At 45.0% G+C, this 14,758-nt stretch carries 13 protein-coding genes; 2 read left to right on the plus strand and 11 right to left on the minus strand.

What is annotated here, in order from left to right; genetic code table 11:
• Positions 1–24: 24 nt before the first annotated feature.
• A complete protein-coding gene (locus MKY16_RS20625; RefSeq protein WP_029517168.1) occupies positions 25–543 on the minus strand; it encodes a hypothetical protein in 519 nt (172 codons plus the stop codon).
• A 51-nt stretch (positions 544–594) separates the two neighbouring features.
• On the minus strand, positions 595–1,116 hold the full coding sequence (locus MKY16_RS20630) for a DUF948 domain-containing protein (protein ID WP_029517167.1): 522 nt from the start codon (positions 1,114–1,116) through the stop codon (positions 595–597).
• A 260-nt stretch (positions 1,117–1,376) separates the two neighbouring features.
• Between MKY16_RS20630 and MKY16_RS20635 the strand changes: the two genes are divergently transcribed.
• Positions 1,377–1,544: a DUF1328 domain-containing protein gene (locus tag MKY16_RS20635; RefSeq protein WP_029517166.1), complete on the plus strand. Its 168-nt coding sequence runs from the start codon at positions 1,377–1,379 to the stop codon at positions 1,542–1,544.
• A 126-nt stretch (positions 1,545–1,670) separates the two neighbouring features.
• On the opposite strand, the gene MKY16_RS20640 is transcribed toward MKY16_RS20635, so the two are convergent.
• Positions 1,671–2,837: a C40 family peptidase gene (locus MKY16_RS20640; protein WP_340933169.1), complete on the minus strand. Its 1,167-nt coding sequence runs from the start codon at positions 2,835–2,837 to the stop codon at positions 1,671–1,673.
• 191 nt (positions 2,838–3,028) lie between these two features.
• A complete protein-coding gene (locus tag MKY16_RS20645) occupies positions 3,029–3,898 on the minus strand; it encodes a cation diffusion facilitator family transporter (protein ID WP_029517164.1) in 870 nt (289 codons plus the stop codon).
• A gap of 454 nt (positions 3,899–4,352) precedes the next feature.
• Here MKY16_RS20645 and MKY16_RS20650 point away from each other — a divergent pair, with 454 nt between their 5' ends.
• Positions 4,353–4,538, plus strand: a complete 186-nt coding sequence (locus tag MKY16_RS20650) for a hypothetical protein (RefSeq protein ID WP_029517162.1) — start codon at positions 4,353–4,355, stop codon at positions 4,536–4,538.
• A gap of 182 nt (positions 4,539–4,720) precedes the next feature.
• On the opposite strand, the gene MKY16_RS20655 is transcribed toward MKY16_RS20650, so the two are convergent.
• The 7 genes from MKY16_RS20655 to MKY16_RS20685 form a co-directional block, all read right to left on the minus strand.
• Positions 4,721–6,349 carry an ABC-F family ATP-binding cassette domain-containing protein gene (locus MKY16_RS20655; protein WP_013311942.1) on the minus strand — a complete coding sequence of 543 codons (1,629 nt, stop codon included), beginning with the start codon at positions 6,347–6,349 and terminating at the stop codon, positions 4,721–4,723.
• Between the two features lie 283 nt (positions 6,350–6,632).
• Positions 6,633–7,412 carry an ABC transporter ATP-binding protein gene (locus tag MKY16_RS20660; protein ID WP_029517161.1) on the minus strand — a complete coding sequence of 260 codons (780 nt, stop codon included), beginning with the start codon at positions 7,410–7,412 and terminating at the stop codon, positions 6,633–6,635.
• Positions 7,402–8,385 (minus strand): FecCD family ABC transporter permease, encoded by a 984-nt coding sequence (locus MKY16_RS20665; RefSeq protein ID WP_241113419.1) that lies wholly within the window; start codon positions 8,383–8,385, stop codon positions 7,402–7,404. The genes MKY16_RS20660 and MKY16_RS20665 overlap by 11 nt, the downstream gene beginning before the upstream one ends.
• Positions 8,386–8,399: 14 nt before the next feature.
• Positions 8,400–9,359: a heme ABC transporter substrate-binding protein IsdE gene (gene isdE / locus MKY16_RS20670; protein ID WP_340956820.1), complete on the minus strand. Its 960-nt coding sequence runs from the start codon at positions 9,357–9,359 to the stop codon at positions 8,400–8,402.
• A 280-nt stretch (positions 9,360–9,639) separates the two neighbouring features.
• A complete protein-coding gene (locus tag MKY16_RS20675; RefSeq protein WP_340956821.1) occupies positions 9,640–13,611 on the minus strand; it encodes an NEAT domain-containing protein in 3,972 nt (1,323 codons plus the stop codon).
• A 99-nt stretch (positions 13,612–13,710) separates the two neighbouring features.
• Positions 13,711–14,208 (minus strand): NEAT domain-containing protein, encoded by a 498-nt coding sequence (locus tag MKY16_RS20680; protein ID WP_340956823.1) that lies wholly within the window; start codon positions 14,206–14,208, stop codon positions 13,711–13,713.
• Positions 14,209–14,240: 32 nt separating this feature from the next.
• Positions 14,241–14,708, minus strand: coding sequence for an NEAT domain-containing protein (locus tag MKY16_RS20685; protein ID WP_340956826.1), 468 nt, complete (start codon positions 14,706–14,708; stop codon positions 14,241–14,243).
• Positions 14,709–14,758 lie beyond the last annotated feature (50 nt).

A 14,758-nucleotide genomic window follows, 5' to 3' on the forward strand; every position in this document is an offset into this window, starting at 1 on the left:
TATGTCATGCCTTAAAAAAATCAATTACCATTCCGTTTCATCAAAAAACTCAACATACTTAGGTTTATCAGACGTCTCATCCATAAACACTTTGATTGCACGTTGTCCGCGTACATATACCTCTCCGTCTTCCGCCGTGAATTGCGAGCCACCCAGCGCCTGATCGAGCGTTTTCCGTTGCAGCGGCAGCCACTTATCATTCACCTTGATTCGACCGGCAGCAGGATCTACATGCACATAAGAAACGACGTCCTCACGCATACCTACCACAACATCTGGATATTGGTATTCTGTAGAAAGCAGCAACTTATCCTTTTTGACTCGCTGTGGCTTGCCCAGCTTTTTCAATACATCAGCACGTGTATCATCCAAAGATATGCCATTTAAGGTATGAAAATCTGCTGGTACAGCATGTGGAGCGGGTATCGTCTGCACAGTCCTAACCACATGTCCCGCTATTTGCGGGGAAACGGTTTGCTGAACCGTATCCTGTCCGGAAAAGGGAGTGAGCAAACCAGCAGCTAGTAATAACGTCTTCATCATAAATCTCACCCTTTCAATGAATTTCCTGTAGTTTACGGTTCAGCCACTATGCTACTGACGCATTTTCTGCCACACCCCAGCAGCGATGTCTACATAACCCAACCAGTTTTTACCTGGCTTGGCCGCAGGCTCCTCATAAGTCGCATTGTAGCTCTGAACCGTCCGCTCCGTTGCGGTCAAAGGTCTATTCGATGTCGTTGCCTTGATCGCGTTATCCGTTCTGGAAGTATTACTCGCAGCGCTATGCGATTTCTGAAACCGTGTCATTAACGCTGTTGAAGCCTGCTTGGCAGCCAACGTCACTTCGCTGAGTACCTCCCCCAAATTTCTAACCGATTCCATCACTGGCTCCACTTGCTTCAATTTATGATCAACATCTGCGGTGATGTCATTCGCATGTCGAACCGTTTGTTTTACTTCATAACTCAGTTCATCAATCGTTTTTTGTACATCCTGCAAGGTTTGAGTCACCTTATCCAAAGAGCCTTGTGCTGCTTTCAACGTTTTAATGAGGAAAATAACGAGAACTGCAAATGCGATAGCAATAATAAAAATGCTGACCTGTGTTAACATAGCGTAACCTCTCTTTCGTCTTTCACGATGATGTTTATGATTACTGCATAGTTACCCTTTAGATTCAGACACGAAACAACGTCCAGGCTGGCTTCTTCTCCGCTCCAAACGTTATGATTCACGGACTCTCACACCGTTTAAAACAACGTATAACGATGGCACAGACACGAATATTCTATAGAAGTCTCCATCATCTGCAACCATGCTCTATCGGGGCGTGAGTATGCCACATTATATACAATTAAAGGAGGATACAGAACATGCTAAAATGGTCCGCTTTATTCTTAATTTTTGCTGTGATCGCCGGTATCTTAGGTTTTTTTGGTATCGTCGTGTCCGTAGCTGCTACAATCGCTAAAATATTATTTGTGATATTTCTGGTGTTGTTCGTCATTTCACTCTTCACCAGAAGAAAACGGGTTTCATAGTTATCGGATGCTAGCTGCACAAAAGCAATATTCTAAATGTCTATAAAAAAAGGATGTTCCCACCCTGGTCAACAGGGCTGTGGAACATCCTTTTTTGATGCAGCTTTTTAACAGTTAGCGGCGCTTTTATTGAATCACGCTGCCCCCAAACAGGAAACGGTCCTGCCAAGGCTTGCTGAAATCCGTAACTTTTACACCGCCACCCGCTACAGAAAACGTATGGAGAAGCTTGTTGTCTCCCAAATATACAGCTACGTGTGTAATCGTTTGGGAGGAGTTATCCAAGGACGTGTACGCCCCGGAAGATGCATTATAATTTGTAAAGAAGAGCAAATCGCCACGCTTCAGCGTAGTCATGTCCGTATTCGGCTGACTGTTTTGCTTGATCCACTCACCCTGTGAACGAGAATCTGCCGGAAGCTGGATACCTACAGCCTGACGGAAAATTTGACGGGTAAATGCCGAGCAATCAAAAGTAGCCGTACTGCTACGATCCGAACCATATTCATATGGAGTTCCGAGATAAGTCATCCCCGTGTTAATAACCTGCTCTATTGCAGCCGCTGCATCACTGGAAAATATGCTCATAGTTGACGCAGGAGAGGCTGTCACAGGTATTGCAGTAGTATCAGGAGTGGTTGTCACCGGAGCAGACACAGGCTGCTGCACAACAACGCCCTCACCAATACGAATATACTGTGGAGACGAGCTGACGTAACCCACCGTACCACCAGCATTGGTAACCTTGAACCAATAGGCATTACTTGGATCGGTAATCGTAACGACATCCCCTGCATTCAAATAGCCCAAGACCTCGGAAGAAGTGGATGCCTCCGCCCGCAAACGAACGGACGTTTGAATCGTAGCTTTCGTTTGACCGGCAGAACTATTCACTGAGGCCACAGCCTCTTTAGCTGAAACATTTTTAACTGACTCTGTGGCTTCCGATTTACGAGTGGTAGACGGGGTGACAGCAGCAGCGACGCTGGTAGCGCCAACTTTTATGTACTTGTCGGAGCTGCTAGTGTATCCGGTTACTCCATCAGAAGTCTTGATCTTATACCAATAGCTGTTGGTTTTCTCCAATACCGTTACGGCCTCTCCCTGCTTCATAAAGCTGACTACATCCCCTGTAGTCGAAGGACCGGATCTAAGCTTTACAGCCGCCTGAATAACCGCCTTCTGTCCCGTGGATGCTGTTGATGCCGCTGCGTCAACCTGACCCGGCGCCACATGAATTGCTGTCAACAGCGCGGCTGACGTCATGAGCATTCCCATCACGCGTCTTCTCAATGTTGCACCTCCTGGCTGTTTTTACGAATTTGAAGAGCATATCCAATTCCGACGAATATAGCCGGACATGCCTTCATTATAGTAAAAGCAGCAGGAAGAGAGATATAATCCAAACGTCACAAAAGGAAGCGTATACGCCTTTTACATATAGGTCTAAAGTCACTTTTAATACTAACTATTTAATAATTAATCTATAATTTGGGTTCTACATGGACATGGACATGCATCGTATTATGAACCTCTTGTAGGCGCTCCTCAATCCGGTCGCTGATCCGATGCCCTTCAATCAGGCTGAGTTGCGGATTCACCTCAATGACCACATCCACTAGTGCATGATTGCCGTGTACACGTGCCTTAACGTCCCGAATCCCCTCTACTCCAGGTATACGGGCAATCGTACTTCGTAAGTCAGACAGTTCTTGCTCATCAAATCCATCGGTCAAGCTGTGTGTGGAATCCTTAAAAATATCCCACGCTGTTTTGCAAATGATACATCCTACCGCGATCGCAGCTACAGTATCCAGCCAGGGTAGCCCGAACTGTGCGCCGATAATGCCAACTGCTGCCCCAACACTGACAAGTGCATCCGATAGATTATCCTTGGCCGCTGCCAGCAAAGCCTTATTGTTAATTTGCCGTGCCAGCCTGTTATTGTACAAGTACACTCCCAGCATAATCACGGCACAAATCACAGCTACACCCGCGGAGGTGATATCCGGTATTTGCTTTCCGCCCTTGAAAATGCTGCCGATCCCATCAATAAGCACCTGCAAACCGACGACAGCCATAATAAAGGACGCCAGCAGCGCCGCGATCGTTTCTGCCCGAAAATGTCCATAGGCATGATCAGAGTCCGGTGGCTTTTGGGAAATTCTCAGTCCAACCAGTACAGCAACCGACACTACAATATCGGTGACATTATTGAAGCCATCCGCCCGCAATGCGCTAGAAGCAAATATATACCCGCTAATCAGCTTAAAGGCGGACAGCAAGAGATAAGCAGCAATGCTTACCCACGCCCCACGCTCACCTTTTCGGATTTCATCATAGACATTTACCACAACGTAGGACACTCCTTCAAATATATAGTTCCCAGCAGAACGACCTCACCGGGCCCAAAAATAAAAATAGCAGCATCGCTGCCTTGAACCCTCAACATTAACTTTTCAAACAAGCAGCGTAGCTATCCTGAAAATAACAATTCACCTTTGGGTAACTGTTATTTTCAGGATAGCAGACGAACTTTGTGTGGGTCTAGAGAAACAGTCTTTCCGCTCTGCATCGCTGTAGGAACAACGAAAAAGTATTGCCAGGCCCCATTCCTGTAGGTTACACAAAACATTTTTTCCTTCACACAAAAAACAGACGTTTTCTCTCCCGCCCCACCCCAGATGGGTGTTATCATTGTTGCCCTTGTCCCTTCTTTTAAAAACGTATAAAATGAGGACACAGCCGCGTTTTTCTTCAATCCAACATGATTGACATGAATCTGGCGGCAACAGGAGGAATTTATTCATGAGCGATGCCAATGAACCACGTAAAGTTAATCTCGCAGATGCCATTCGGGAAAAGCTGGCACAAAAAAAACAGCAGTCCGGCGCTTCACAGCAGGGCGGCTTTCAAGGCGGTTCCACCAAAACACTTAAAAGCCAAAATACGAAGAAGCCGAACAACCAACGCCGTCGTACAGGCGGATCATAAGCCACCTCATAGCCTTTATAGGGTACCAAAGGTCTGGCGAGGTCTATCTTACCTCACGGCCAGAGCCAAGTAAGCTATGGGCATGGCACAAAAACGAAAAAGAGGAGTCTCCCTGCCATCTCAATGGCCTAAAGGAGCTCCTCTTTCGTTTATCTAGTTGTTGAAGATAGCCGGTTGGAATTTTAGCCGATTTCTACCGGATACATACGTTCACGCAATTTCGCGATTTCTTCATTTTCCAAGTATTCATCATAGCTCATCGTACGGTCGATTACGCCGTTTGGTGTAATTTCCACAATGCGGTTCGCAATCGTTTGAATAAACTGATGGTCATGAGATGTGAACAATATAGTACCGTCAAAATCAATCAGACCATTGTTCAGCGCTGTAATGGACTCCAAATCCAAGTGGTTGGTCGGTTCTTCCAGCAACAGCACATTGGCACCGTTCAGCATCATTTTCGCCAGCATACAGCGAACCTTTTCGCCCCCGGACAGTACACTTGCTTTCTTAAGTGCTTCTTCACCAGAGAAAAGCATACGTCCCAAGAAGCCACGCAGGAACGTTTCGTCCTGATCCTTGGAATATTGACGGAGCCATTCCACAAGATTCATGTCCACACCTTCAAAATAGGTGGAATTATCTTTCGGGAAATAAGCTTGGCTAGTTGTAATCCCCCAAGAAAATTCTCCGCTGTCTGCTTCAATCTCGTTCATCAATACTTGGAAGAGCGTCGATTTAGGCAAACCGTTCGGCCCAACAAACGCGATTTTATCGCCTTTGTTCACAACCAGACTGAACTCATTCAGCACTTGCTCGCCTTCAACGGTTTTACTGAGGCGGTCTACTGTCAAGAGTTGTTTGCCTGCTTCGCGTTCAGGCTTGAAGTTCAGGAAAGGATATTTACGGTTCGATGGACGGATGTCGTCCAGCGTAATTTTATCCAGTTGTTTTTTACGTGAAGTAGCTTGTTTGGACTTGGAAGCATTCGCGGAAAAGCGCTGAATAAAGGCTTGCAGTTCCTTGATCTTCTCTTCCTTTTTCTTGTTGGCATCACGCGTCAGGGCAAGCGCAAGCTGGCTGGACTCATACCAGAAGTCGTAGTTGCCGACGTACATCTGGATTTTGCCAAAATCGATATCCGCAATATGCGTACATACCTTGTTCAGGAAGTGACGATCATGGGATACGACGATGACGGTGCCTTCATAGTCCATCAAGAAATTTTCCAGCCATTGAATGGATTCGAGGTCCAAATGGTTGGTAGGCTCATCAAGCAGCAAATTGTTCGGACGACCAAACAACGCTTGAGCCAGGAGAACACGTACCTTGTCATTACCACTCAGCTCAGACATGTTCTTGTCATGCAGGTCGCGAGGAATACCAAGACCGATCAGCAAGGAAGCTGCATCCGGCTCAGCATCCCAACCGTTCAGCTCCGCAAATTCGCCTTCCAGTTCACCGGCACGCAGGCCGTCTGCTTCAGTAAATTCTGTTTTGGCATACAGCGCATCTTTTTCCTTCATGATTTCATACAGACGCGTATGACCCATAATAACGGTTTCCAGAACCGGGAATTCATCGTATTCATAATGGTTCTGCTTGAGCACTGCCATCCGTTCGCCCGGTGTCATGTGAACCTCGCCTGAATTGGCTTCGATTTCACCGGAAAGAATTTTCAAAAAAGTGGATTTGCCCGCGCCATTCGCCCCAATCAGGCCGTAGCAGTTCCCAGGAGTAAATTTGATATTTACGTCTTCAAAAAGTGGGCGTTTCCCATAACGAAGCGTTACGCCGCTTGTACTGATCATATAAGCATACCATCCTTATCATTAGTTAAGTGCTAAACACAAAATTACCGACGGCAATAGTATAACACACAAAAGATCGGATTCGAACCGTAGTATAAGCATAACCGTCCCTGAATCTCATCCAATATCTTATAAATAAAATAAAAAATGCTTCTGTCTCCACGGTTGTCACCTAACAAAACACATGGACCAGAGCCATTTTCATGTTTTAAATTCGTTGAAATGCCGTGAGGACAAACGCGTTATTCAGTCGCAGCAATAATGTTCCGTATGCTTGTAAATGTCAGGAAGCCCCGACTCCTATCGGAATGAGATACATGCCCGCTTCATCATCCTGTTTGATTACGACCTCCACATCATAAACTGCCTGGATCAGTTCAGATGTAACGACCTCTGTAGGTGGGCCGTTCGCTATAATACGCCCTTCCTTCATGGCAATCATTACATCGCTATACCGAATAGCCTGATTGATATCATGCAGCACCATCACGATTGTCAGTCCATGTTCCTGGTTTAACTGCCGAATGAGCTCTAAAATTTCAAGCTGGTAGTACATATCCAAATAGGTGGTCGGCTCATCCAAAAATAAAATGGGCGTCCGCTGTGCCAAGGCCATTGCAATCCATACACGCTGCCGTTCTCCTCCTGAGAGTTGATCCAACGTGCGAGTTCTACGTTCGTTCAGGTTAGTACAGGCTATCGCCCACTCAATCGCCTCCTCATCCTCGTCACGCCTCGCTGTGAACATGTTCTTATGCGGCAACCTGCCGAAGCTTACGAGCTTTTCTACAGTCAGGTCGGAAGGTGCCTCGTTCTGCTGATGGACTACCGCCAATTGACGGGCCAGCTCCTTGGGCTTGTAGTGGGCTATTTCTTTGCCGTCCAGAATCACCTGTCCCAAGCGGGGAACAGCATTGTTGGACATCACGCTGAGCAGCGTCGATTTGCCGCATCCGTTGGGACCAATAATGGTCGTAATCCGTCCCGACTCAATAACAGCATGAATAGCGTGCAGACGATCTGTTTTCCGATCATATGAGAAGGTTATATCCTTAATGTCCATAGCTGCGATCCGCCTTTCTGATCAGGAATATCAGGAACGGCCCGCCAATGACGGCCATAATAATAGAAGCCGGGATTTCATTGGGAGCAAGCACCGTCCGCCCCAGAGTATCCGCGAGCAGCAGCAACAAGCCACCGCATAAGGCTGAAAATGGAATCAACCACTTATGATCCGAGCCAACTAGGTAGCGGGCACAATGCGGAACGAGCAGGCCGATAAAGGCAATCACTCCTGCGATGGCTGTAGCCGTTGCTGCAAGCAGCACTGCAATCACAGAAATCAAAAGTCGTGCGCGTGTTACATTGAATCCCAGATTTTTAGCTGTTTTATCTTGAAGGGACAAGAAATTGCACCAAGAGAACACGAGCATGGCCAAAATTAGTCCAATCCCGCCATAGGTCACAATAACCTCGACATCTACCCATTTTTTCATAGACAAGGTTGAAGTAGTAACCTGGTTAATGCTGGTGACCGCATAACTGCCTCGATAATTAAATGACTGACCTAAACCAGAAAAAATGGCATTCACAGCTACCCCGATCAGAATGAGACGAATCGGATGCAAGCCGGATCTCCATGAAAATCCATAAACCATTAAACAAGCTATCGCACCGCCAATAAATGAAAAGAACGGCATCCAGAAATAAAGCATTGGAAAGACCGTCACCGCAATCAGCGAGATCAATGCTGCTCCCGAAGAAATGCCGATAACTCCGGCATCTGCCAGCGGGTTTTTCATAACAGCTTGCAGCAAGACACCCGCCACTGCAAGTGCTGCACCTGCCATCACGGCTACGATAATTCTCGGTAGTCTCAGGTCCTTGACCACATTCACCTGATCATCTGTACCTGTCCACAATCCGGTGACCAACTGACTCAAATCCACCTTGAGACTACCTGTCATCGCTGAATATAACATGACGCCGACGAGCAAGACCATTACAACAATAAGACTCCAACCTTTTTTGGACATGTCATCAGCTTCCTTTAATTCGAAGGATACAGCATTTTCATCAGCTCATCTAGCGCCGAGTTTGCCGCTAGATTCCCTGTTGTGCCAAACAACGGTTCAGGCAGATCATAGACATGCCCATTTTTCACAGCGTTGAAATGCTTCCAGATATCGTTGGTTTTGAACTCTTCATCGAACATTTTCACTACTTCATCCGGCATCCCGTGTGCAGCGCGCAAAATGATATCAGGGTTGGATTGCTGCAAGGCTTCGGTATTGTGGGCAATGAACTCCACCTTCTCGCCCTGAACCACATTTGTTCCGCCTGCAATTTTAACCAGATCCCCAATATAGGAATGCTCGGTAGCCACCAGATAGCTTCCCGGTACTCCCAGCAAAATCAATACTTTAGGAGATTTCTTTCCTTTGATCTTTTGTTGAATTTCGGCTACTTTGGCATCCAAAGCTCCATTAATCTCTTTAGCCTTTTCGGCTTTGCCAAACGTGTCTCCCAGCTTTTGAATTTCTTTTTGCATATTCGCGAGACTTTCAAAATTCAAAAATTTGGCATTGATGTTCAAATCTTTAAATTTAGGCTCCAGATCATATTTCAGTGTCGTCACCGACAGTACATCCGTCGGCTTCAATGACATCACTTTTTCCATATCAGGGCTCATCGGATTACCCACATCAGGCACATCCTTGTAACGGTCAGGCAGCACTTTCGTGCTTGTCGGCTTACCTGCCAAATCCAAGCCCAGCGCATCCGTGATTTCCGCAATGGCTACCGTAGTCGCCACAATACGAGGAGCTTGAGCTTTACCGTCAGACGACTTTCCGGTTGCATCAGATGTTGCCGTTGATTTCGAACCATCGCTCTGATTCTGTCCAGCCTGTCCTCCTCCCGAACATCCGGCCAGCAACAAGATCACGATGCCGATTAACATATACAAACAAAACGATCTTCCTTGAGCCCATGCTATATATCGTTTCATGAAAATCCAGTCACCTCAATTCAAAATATAGAACTGCATTAGGAACCCTAACTTTTCGGGTATCAGGATTTAGCAAAATTCGATTCCAGTCGCTCCAAAGTGCAATATATAGACGAACTAGACTGTTTGATCTACATATTGTTCACTAGAAGTCGCTTATTGGATTTTTGCAAATTCCTCGGGTATGTAAATGCTGACAAGTCTTGACGCCGAGGCACCAAGACTTGCTCGCATACAAACTTTGCTGTTATTCGGGCTTCATTGACGTCACAACCTGAGGCTACTTCGCTTTCAGGCTTGCTTCATCAAATTGGAACTGAACTGTATACCAGTGATCATACGGCACTCCGCCAAGAACCAAGCCAGGCACAATAACGTGTGTGTAAGCACTGATTTTCTGGGACAAGTCCCCTACCTCGAATTGAACAACACGTGTATCGCCGGATGTCGAGATCACTTCTACATCTTTCAGGGTACCGTTTTGCTCCACTTGTAAAGTTGGCATCCAAGAGCTATTTTTCAAAGTTACTTGGATATAGCGCTTGTCTCCCTTTTCAATCAGTGTGGCTGGCTTGTCGAGATAACCGTCCATAACGGAAGCTTCACTCGTTTTGTCTTTAAATACGTTGTAATTAATCGTGTATTGCTTCTCGGAAGCCATTTGAACCGGTTGCTCAACTACTGGTTTGGTTTCAGCTACAGATGCAGTTGTTTCTGCTGCCTTGTCCGTAGAAGCTACTATCGGTTCAGTAGGGGTTACGGTTGTAGCTGCATGGACTCCCTCACCTTTAAGCGATGCACGGTCAAATTGAATCTGTCCGCCGAATTTCTCATTTAGAATGTATTTCTCAGGCAGATATACCTGTGTGTACACACTCAACTTTTTATCCAGATCAGGTACTTCGAATGCGATCGTGTGCGTACCACCTTTGGTGTCCGAACCCATAATCGTCGGATTGGCATAACGGCCTTCAAAATCCGTTTGGAATAGCTTCAAAGCCTGGTTGTCCGTAACGGTTACATGGGCCTGAATCTTACCATTTTTCACAATCAATTTCGCTAGATTTTGTACAAAAGGAGCCGCTAGAGAATCCTTGTCCGTTCCGTTCGCAAGCACACGGAAGTTCGCAGTATACTCTCCATCCGCTAAGTTGTTTTTCCCTTTTTCTGCTTCAACCGACTTCTTGTCGTTGTAATAAGCTACATTACTGGTATCGAATTTAAATTCAAAATCGTATACCTTTTCAACACGATCCTCAGCCTTAAAGACCATCGGAGCGGCACTTGCCACTTTAGGGGCCTCATAAACAACCAGTTGGCCTTTTACATTGTTTTCAAAGTCATTTACGCTAAAACGGACGTGCTTCGTATTGCTTGCTGCATCTTCCTGGGTCACTTCTGCGTCTCGGTAGTCCCCGCTTGCGTTGTCCCAAATGCGCAACGCCTTCACTTCATTACTGTTTTGCAGCTTCAGACCTACAAACCGTTTGTCGCCTTCCACGACCAATTGCGCCGGCTCGTCAGTGATGAAGCGTTGAGCATGTGAATCCACTGCTGTTGAGCCATCTGACAATACGATACTGAATTTCAAAGCATATTTGCCATTAGCAAGCTTGTCGAAATCCAATTTAACCATGGGATCAGCTGCTCCTGAAGAGGACGGTTCTACAAAGCTGCGAATGGTAGCAGGCTCGAATTGGAACTGCACATCATATACGTGATCGTATGGGATGCCACCCAAATCCAATTCAGGTACGATCACATGTGTATTCACTGTCACTTTATCCGAGAGATTTGGCACTTCAAATTGTACTGTTCTTGTATCTGCGGAGGTCGATTGCTCAACCACCGGAGCTTCTGCACCATTTACTTTAAACGTTTTAATCCAGCTGCTCTTGTCCATTTTAATCTGAATGATATTTTTACCAGACTGTTTTAATAGTGTGGCTGGCTTTTGCATATATCCATCCATCACAGATATTTCATTGCTTCCGTTTTTGAGTACGGAGAAATCAATGCTGTATCTGCCATTTTCAACTGGAGTTGTGGTTCCGTTATCCGGTCCTTTAGCTGTAATACTGCTGCGGTCAAATTGTAGGCGAAGCTTATGATCCATCTCATAAACCCCACCTGGATAGATCGTGCTCACATGTACCTGTGCATTCAGAATAGCGTCCAAATCGGCCACTTTGAATTTCACAACACGTGTATTCGCATTCTTGTCCTCACTTACAATATCTGCATCTGTCAACGTTCCATTTTGCTCTGTTTTGAACTCCGTTACCGTGGTGCTGTCTTTGATAGTAAAGGAGGCTTCATACTTGCCTCTGAGCACCGTCAGAGTCGCTGGAGATAATAAATATTGTGCCATTGCCGATTTTTGATCCTTTGTTGCGTGTAGTGCATTGAACTGGATCGAATATGTTCCATCAGCTATAACCTTTCCGGGCGTACCTGGCGTCCCAGGATCAACCGGGGTTGTTGCCGCTCCTAATTGAAGATCAACATCATAGGTTTCTACATAGTTCAGCTCAGGCCAGTTGATGCTTACCCATGCGTTCAGTTTGGCAGGCACTTCCTTAACCTCAAATTCGATAACACGTGTATTCGCCGTTTGATTTTCACTTACTACGGTCGTATTCGTCAATACTCCGTTTTGTTCTACTTTAAAGCCATCAATTTGCTTACTGTTTTTCAATGTAAAACGTACATACTTCTTGCCATTACGTTCAATCAAAGCGCCTGGTTTCTCTGTATAACCATCCATCATTGATTTTTCATTGGTTCCATCCTTTAAAAGGGTGAAATCCAGATTAGAACTTGTTTCTGGAGAGGTTCCATTTCCTGTAATACTATTCTTGTCAAAGTGCAGACGAAGCTTATGATCCATCTCATAAACCCCACCTGGATAAGTCGTGCTCACATGTACTTGTGCATTTAAAATCGCGTCCAAATCGGCTACTTTGAATTTCACAACACGCGTATTGGCTGTCTTGTCCTCACTTACAATATCCGCATCCGTTAACGTTCCGTTTTGCTCTGTTTTGAACTCCGTTACTGTGGTGCTGTCTTTAATGGTGAAGGAAACTTCTTTTTGCCCCTTCGATATCGTCAAAGTCGCTGGAGACAACAGATATTGTGCCATGGCTGACGCTTGGTCTTTTGTGGCATGCAGCGCGTTAAAGTTAATCGAGTACGTTCCATCCGCCAAATCTGATGGTACGGGTACAGAGGCCAGCTGGAGATCTACATTATAAGTATTCACGTAGCCTAGCTCAGGCCAGTTGATGCTTACCCATGCGTTCAGCTTGGCAGGCAGTTCTTTTACTTCAAACTCGATCATTCGTGTATTCGCAGTTTGATCTTCACTTACAACAGAGGTGTCGGTTAACACTCCATTTTGCTCTACCTTGAAACCATCAATCTGCTTACTGTTCTTTAATGTAAATTGGACATATCGTTTACCACCACGCTCAATTAGAGAGCCTGGTTTCTCCGTATACCCATCCATCATTGACTTTTCATTGCTTTCATCTTTCAAAAGGGTAAAGTCCAAATCAGCGAGTTTCTCTCCTGTATTAGGAGGCGTTACCGGTGGTGTTACAGGTGGAACCGTTGGATTCTCCGTTGAGTTTTTAAGTCTCAAGCTGGAAGGATCAAACTCAATCCATTCCTTCACTGAACGGTCTGGATCGGTATCTACATACCATGGAGAACTGCTATTAAATCCAAACTCCGTATTTACATTTTGATGAAAATCATAAACATCGAAGCTTACAGTCCCGGAAGTTTTCCCAGAATCCACCTCTATTTTTGCGGGAACTGTTTCCCCGTTTTGTTCAACTAAAAATTTCGAAAGGCCTTGAGATTCCGCAAACTTAAATGAAAAATGGTATTTTCCATCCTTAATGATCAAATCTCCAGGATAGGTATAGTTTGTTTTGAAGCTTGAATCCCTAGTGCTACCGCTGACCGTCTTTCTTAAAGGTTTGTAATCGATCAGGTATTCTCCATCTGCATAAGTCGCATCAGTAGTAGTTATAGCGTTGATAGGCTCAGCATATGTGCTAGGCACTTCTACTGGAATCTCATAAGTAGCATAAGTAGCACTAGCCACTGTAGTGCTTGAATCGGGCAAATTCGACGTAGTTGACTCACCCTCTGGTGTTGCTCTTACGTATGGTGAAAATAAAGAAAAGAACATTAGAATAGCAGCGAATGTCGTAATGTATTTGTTAAATCGGCTTTTCAAGGTGATGTATCCCCCTACTTAAAATATACTCATTTGGAGCTTTGAAACTAAGCTCCAAATGAGTATTCAATTCAAAATCATATTTCCAAAAAGAAACCCTTAGATATCGCTGTCATCGAATTGGAACTGAACAATATAGTCGTGATCGTATGGAATACCACCAGTGTATTCTTTCGGTACACTTACATGCAGTTTAACGTTCAATTTTTGAGACGCGCTAGTTACAGGGAATTCGACTATTCTTGTATCCCCTGATGTGCTAACCACAGTCGCATTTACATACTGACCGTTTTGTTGCGTTTTGAATTCAGTAACCCAAGCACTTTTGGTAATAGCTACTCTCACTTTGTATTGACCATTCGTAACAATCAGTGTAGCCGGTTTTTTCACATAACCATTTGTATCCATGTAAGAGGGTTCTGTCGTTCCATCTTTATAAACGGTATAAGGTAATTGATATGTTCCATTAGGCAAAGCCGCATTCGCTTGATTGGCAGAAAATGGAGCTAGTACCACAAAAACAAGCGCTGCCATCAATACAGTAAGCATTACTTTTTTCAAAGACAATTTCTCCATACGATTCATAATCATGTTCATGTTCTTAATCTCCTTTTACGTTTTATTTTGGATTAGATTTCGTTGAATTGCAGTTGTACATCGTACTTGCCTGTGTAGCCGATTACTGGAATTGTGATTTCAGCGTAAGCATTCACTTTTGCATTCAGATCAGCAACTTCGAATTCCACTACACGAGTGTTGCTAGCAGTATCTGTGCTTACCACAGTCGCATCTTGCAGTACGCCATTTTGCTCTACTTTGAACGTTGTAATCAGATTGCTGCTTTTCACAGTCAGACGAACGACATTTTTTCCATTAGCTACTGTAACCAGAGCAGGCTTCGTCAGGTAGCTATCCAATCGAGAAGTCTCATTGGTTTGGTCCTTCAGAACGGTGTAGTCTACGTTATACGTGGCGTCGGCTGCTGCCGCTTTAGCTGAGAATGGAGCAACGAGTGCAAAAACAAGCGCTGTCATGATCAATGCTACGAATACCCTCTTAAAGGAAAATTGTTCAAAGCGATTCATTACCATATTCATATTTACACACACTCCTCAATTTTTTATGCTTGAATTTATGTTGATTTTAT

It is taken from the genome of Paenibacillus sp. FSL L8-0641, assembly GCF_038006265.1.
Classification (GTDB): domain Bacteria; phylum Bacillota; class Bacilli; order Paenibacillales; family Paenibacillaceae; genus Paenibacillus; species Paenibacillus polymyxa_D.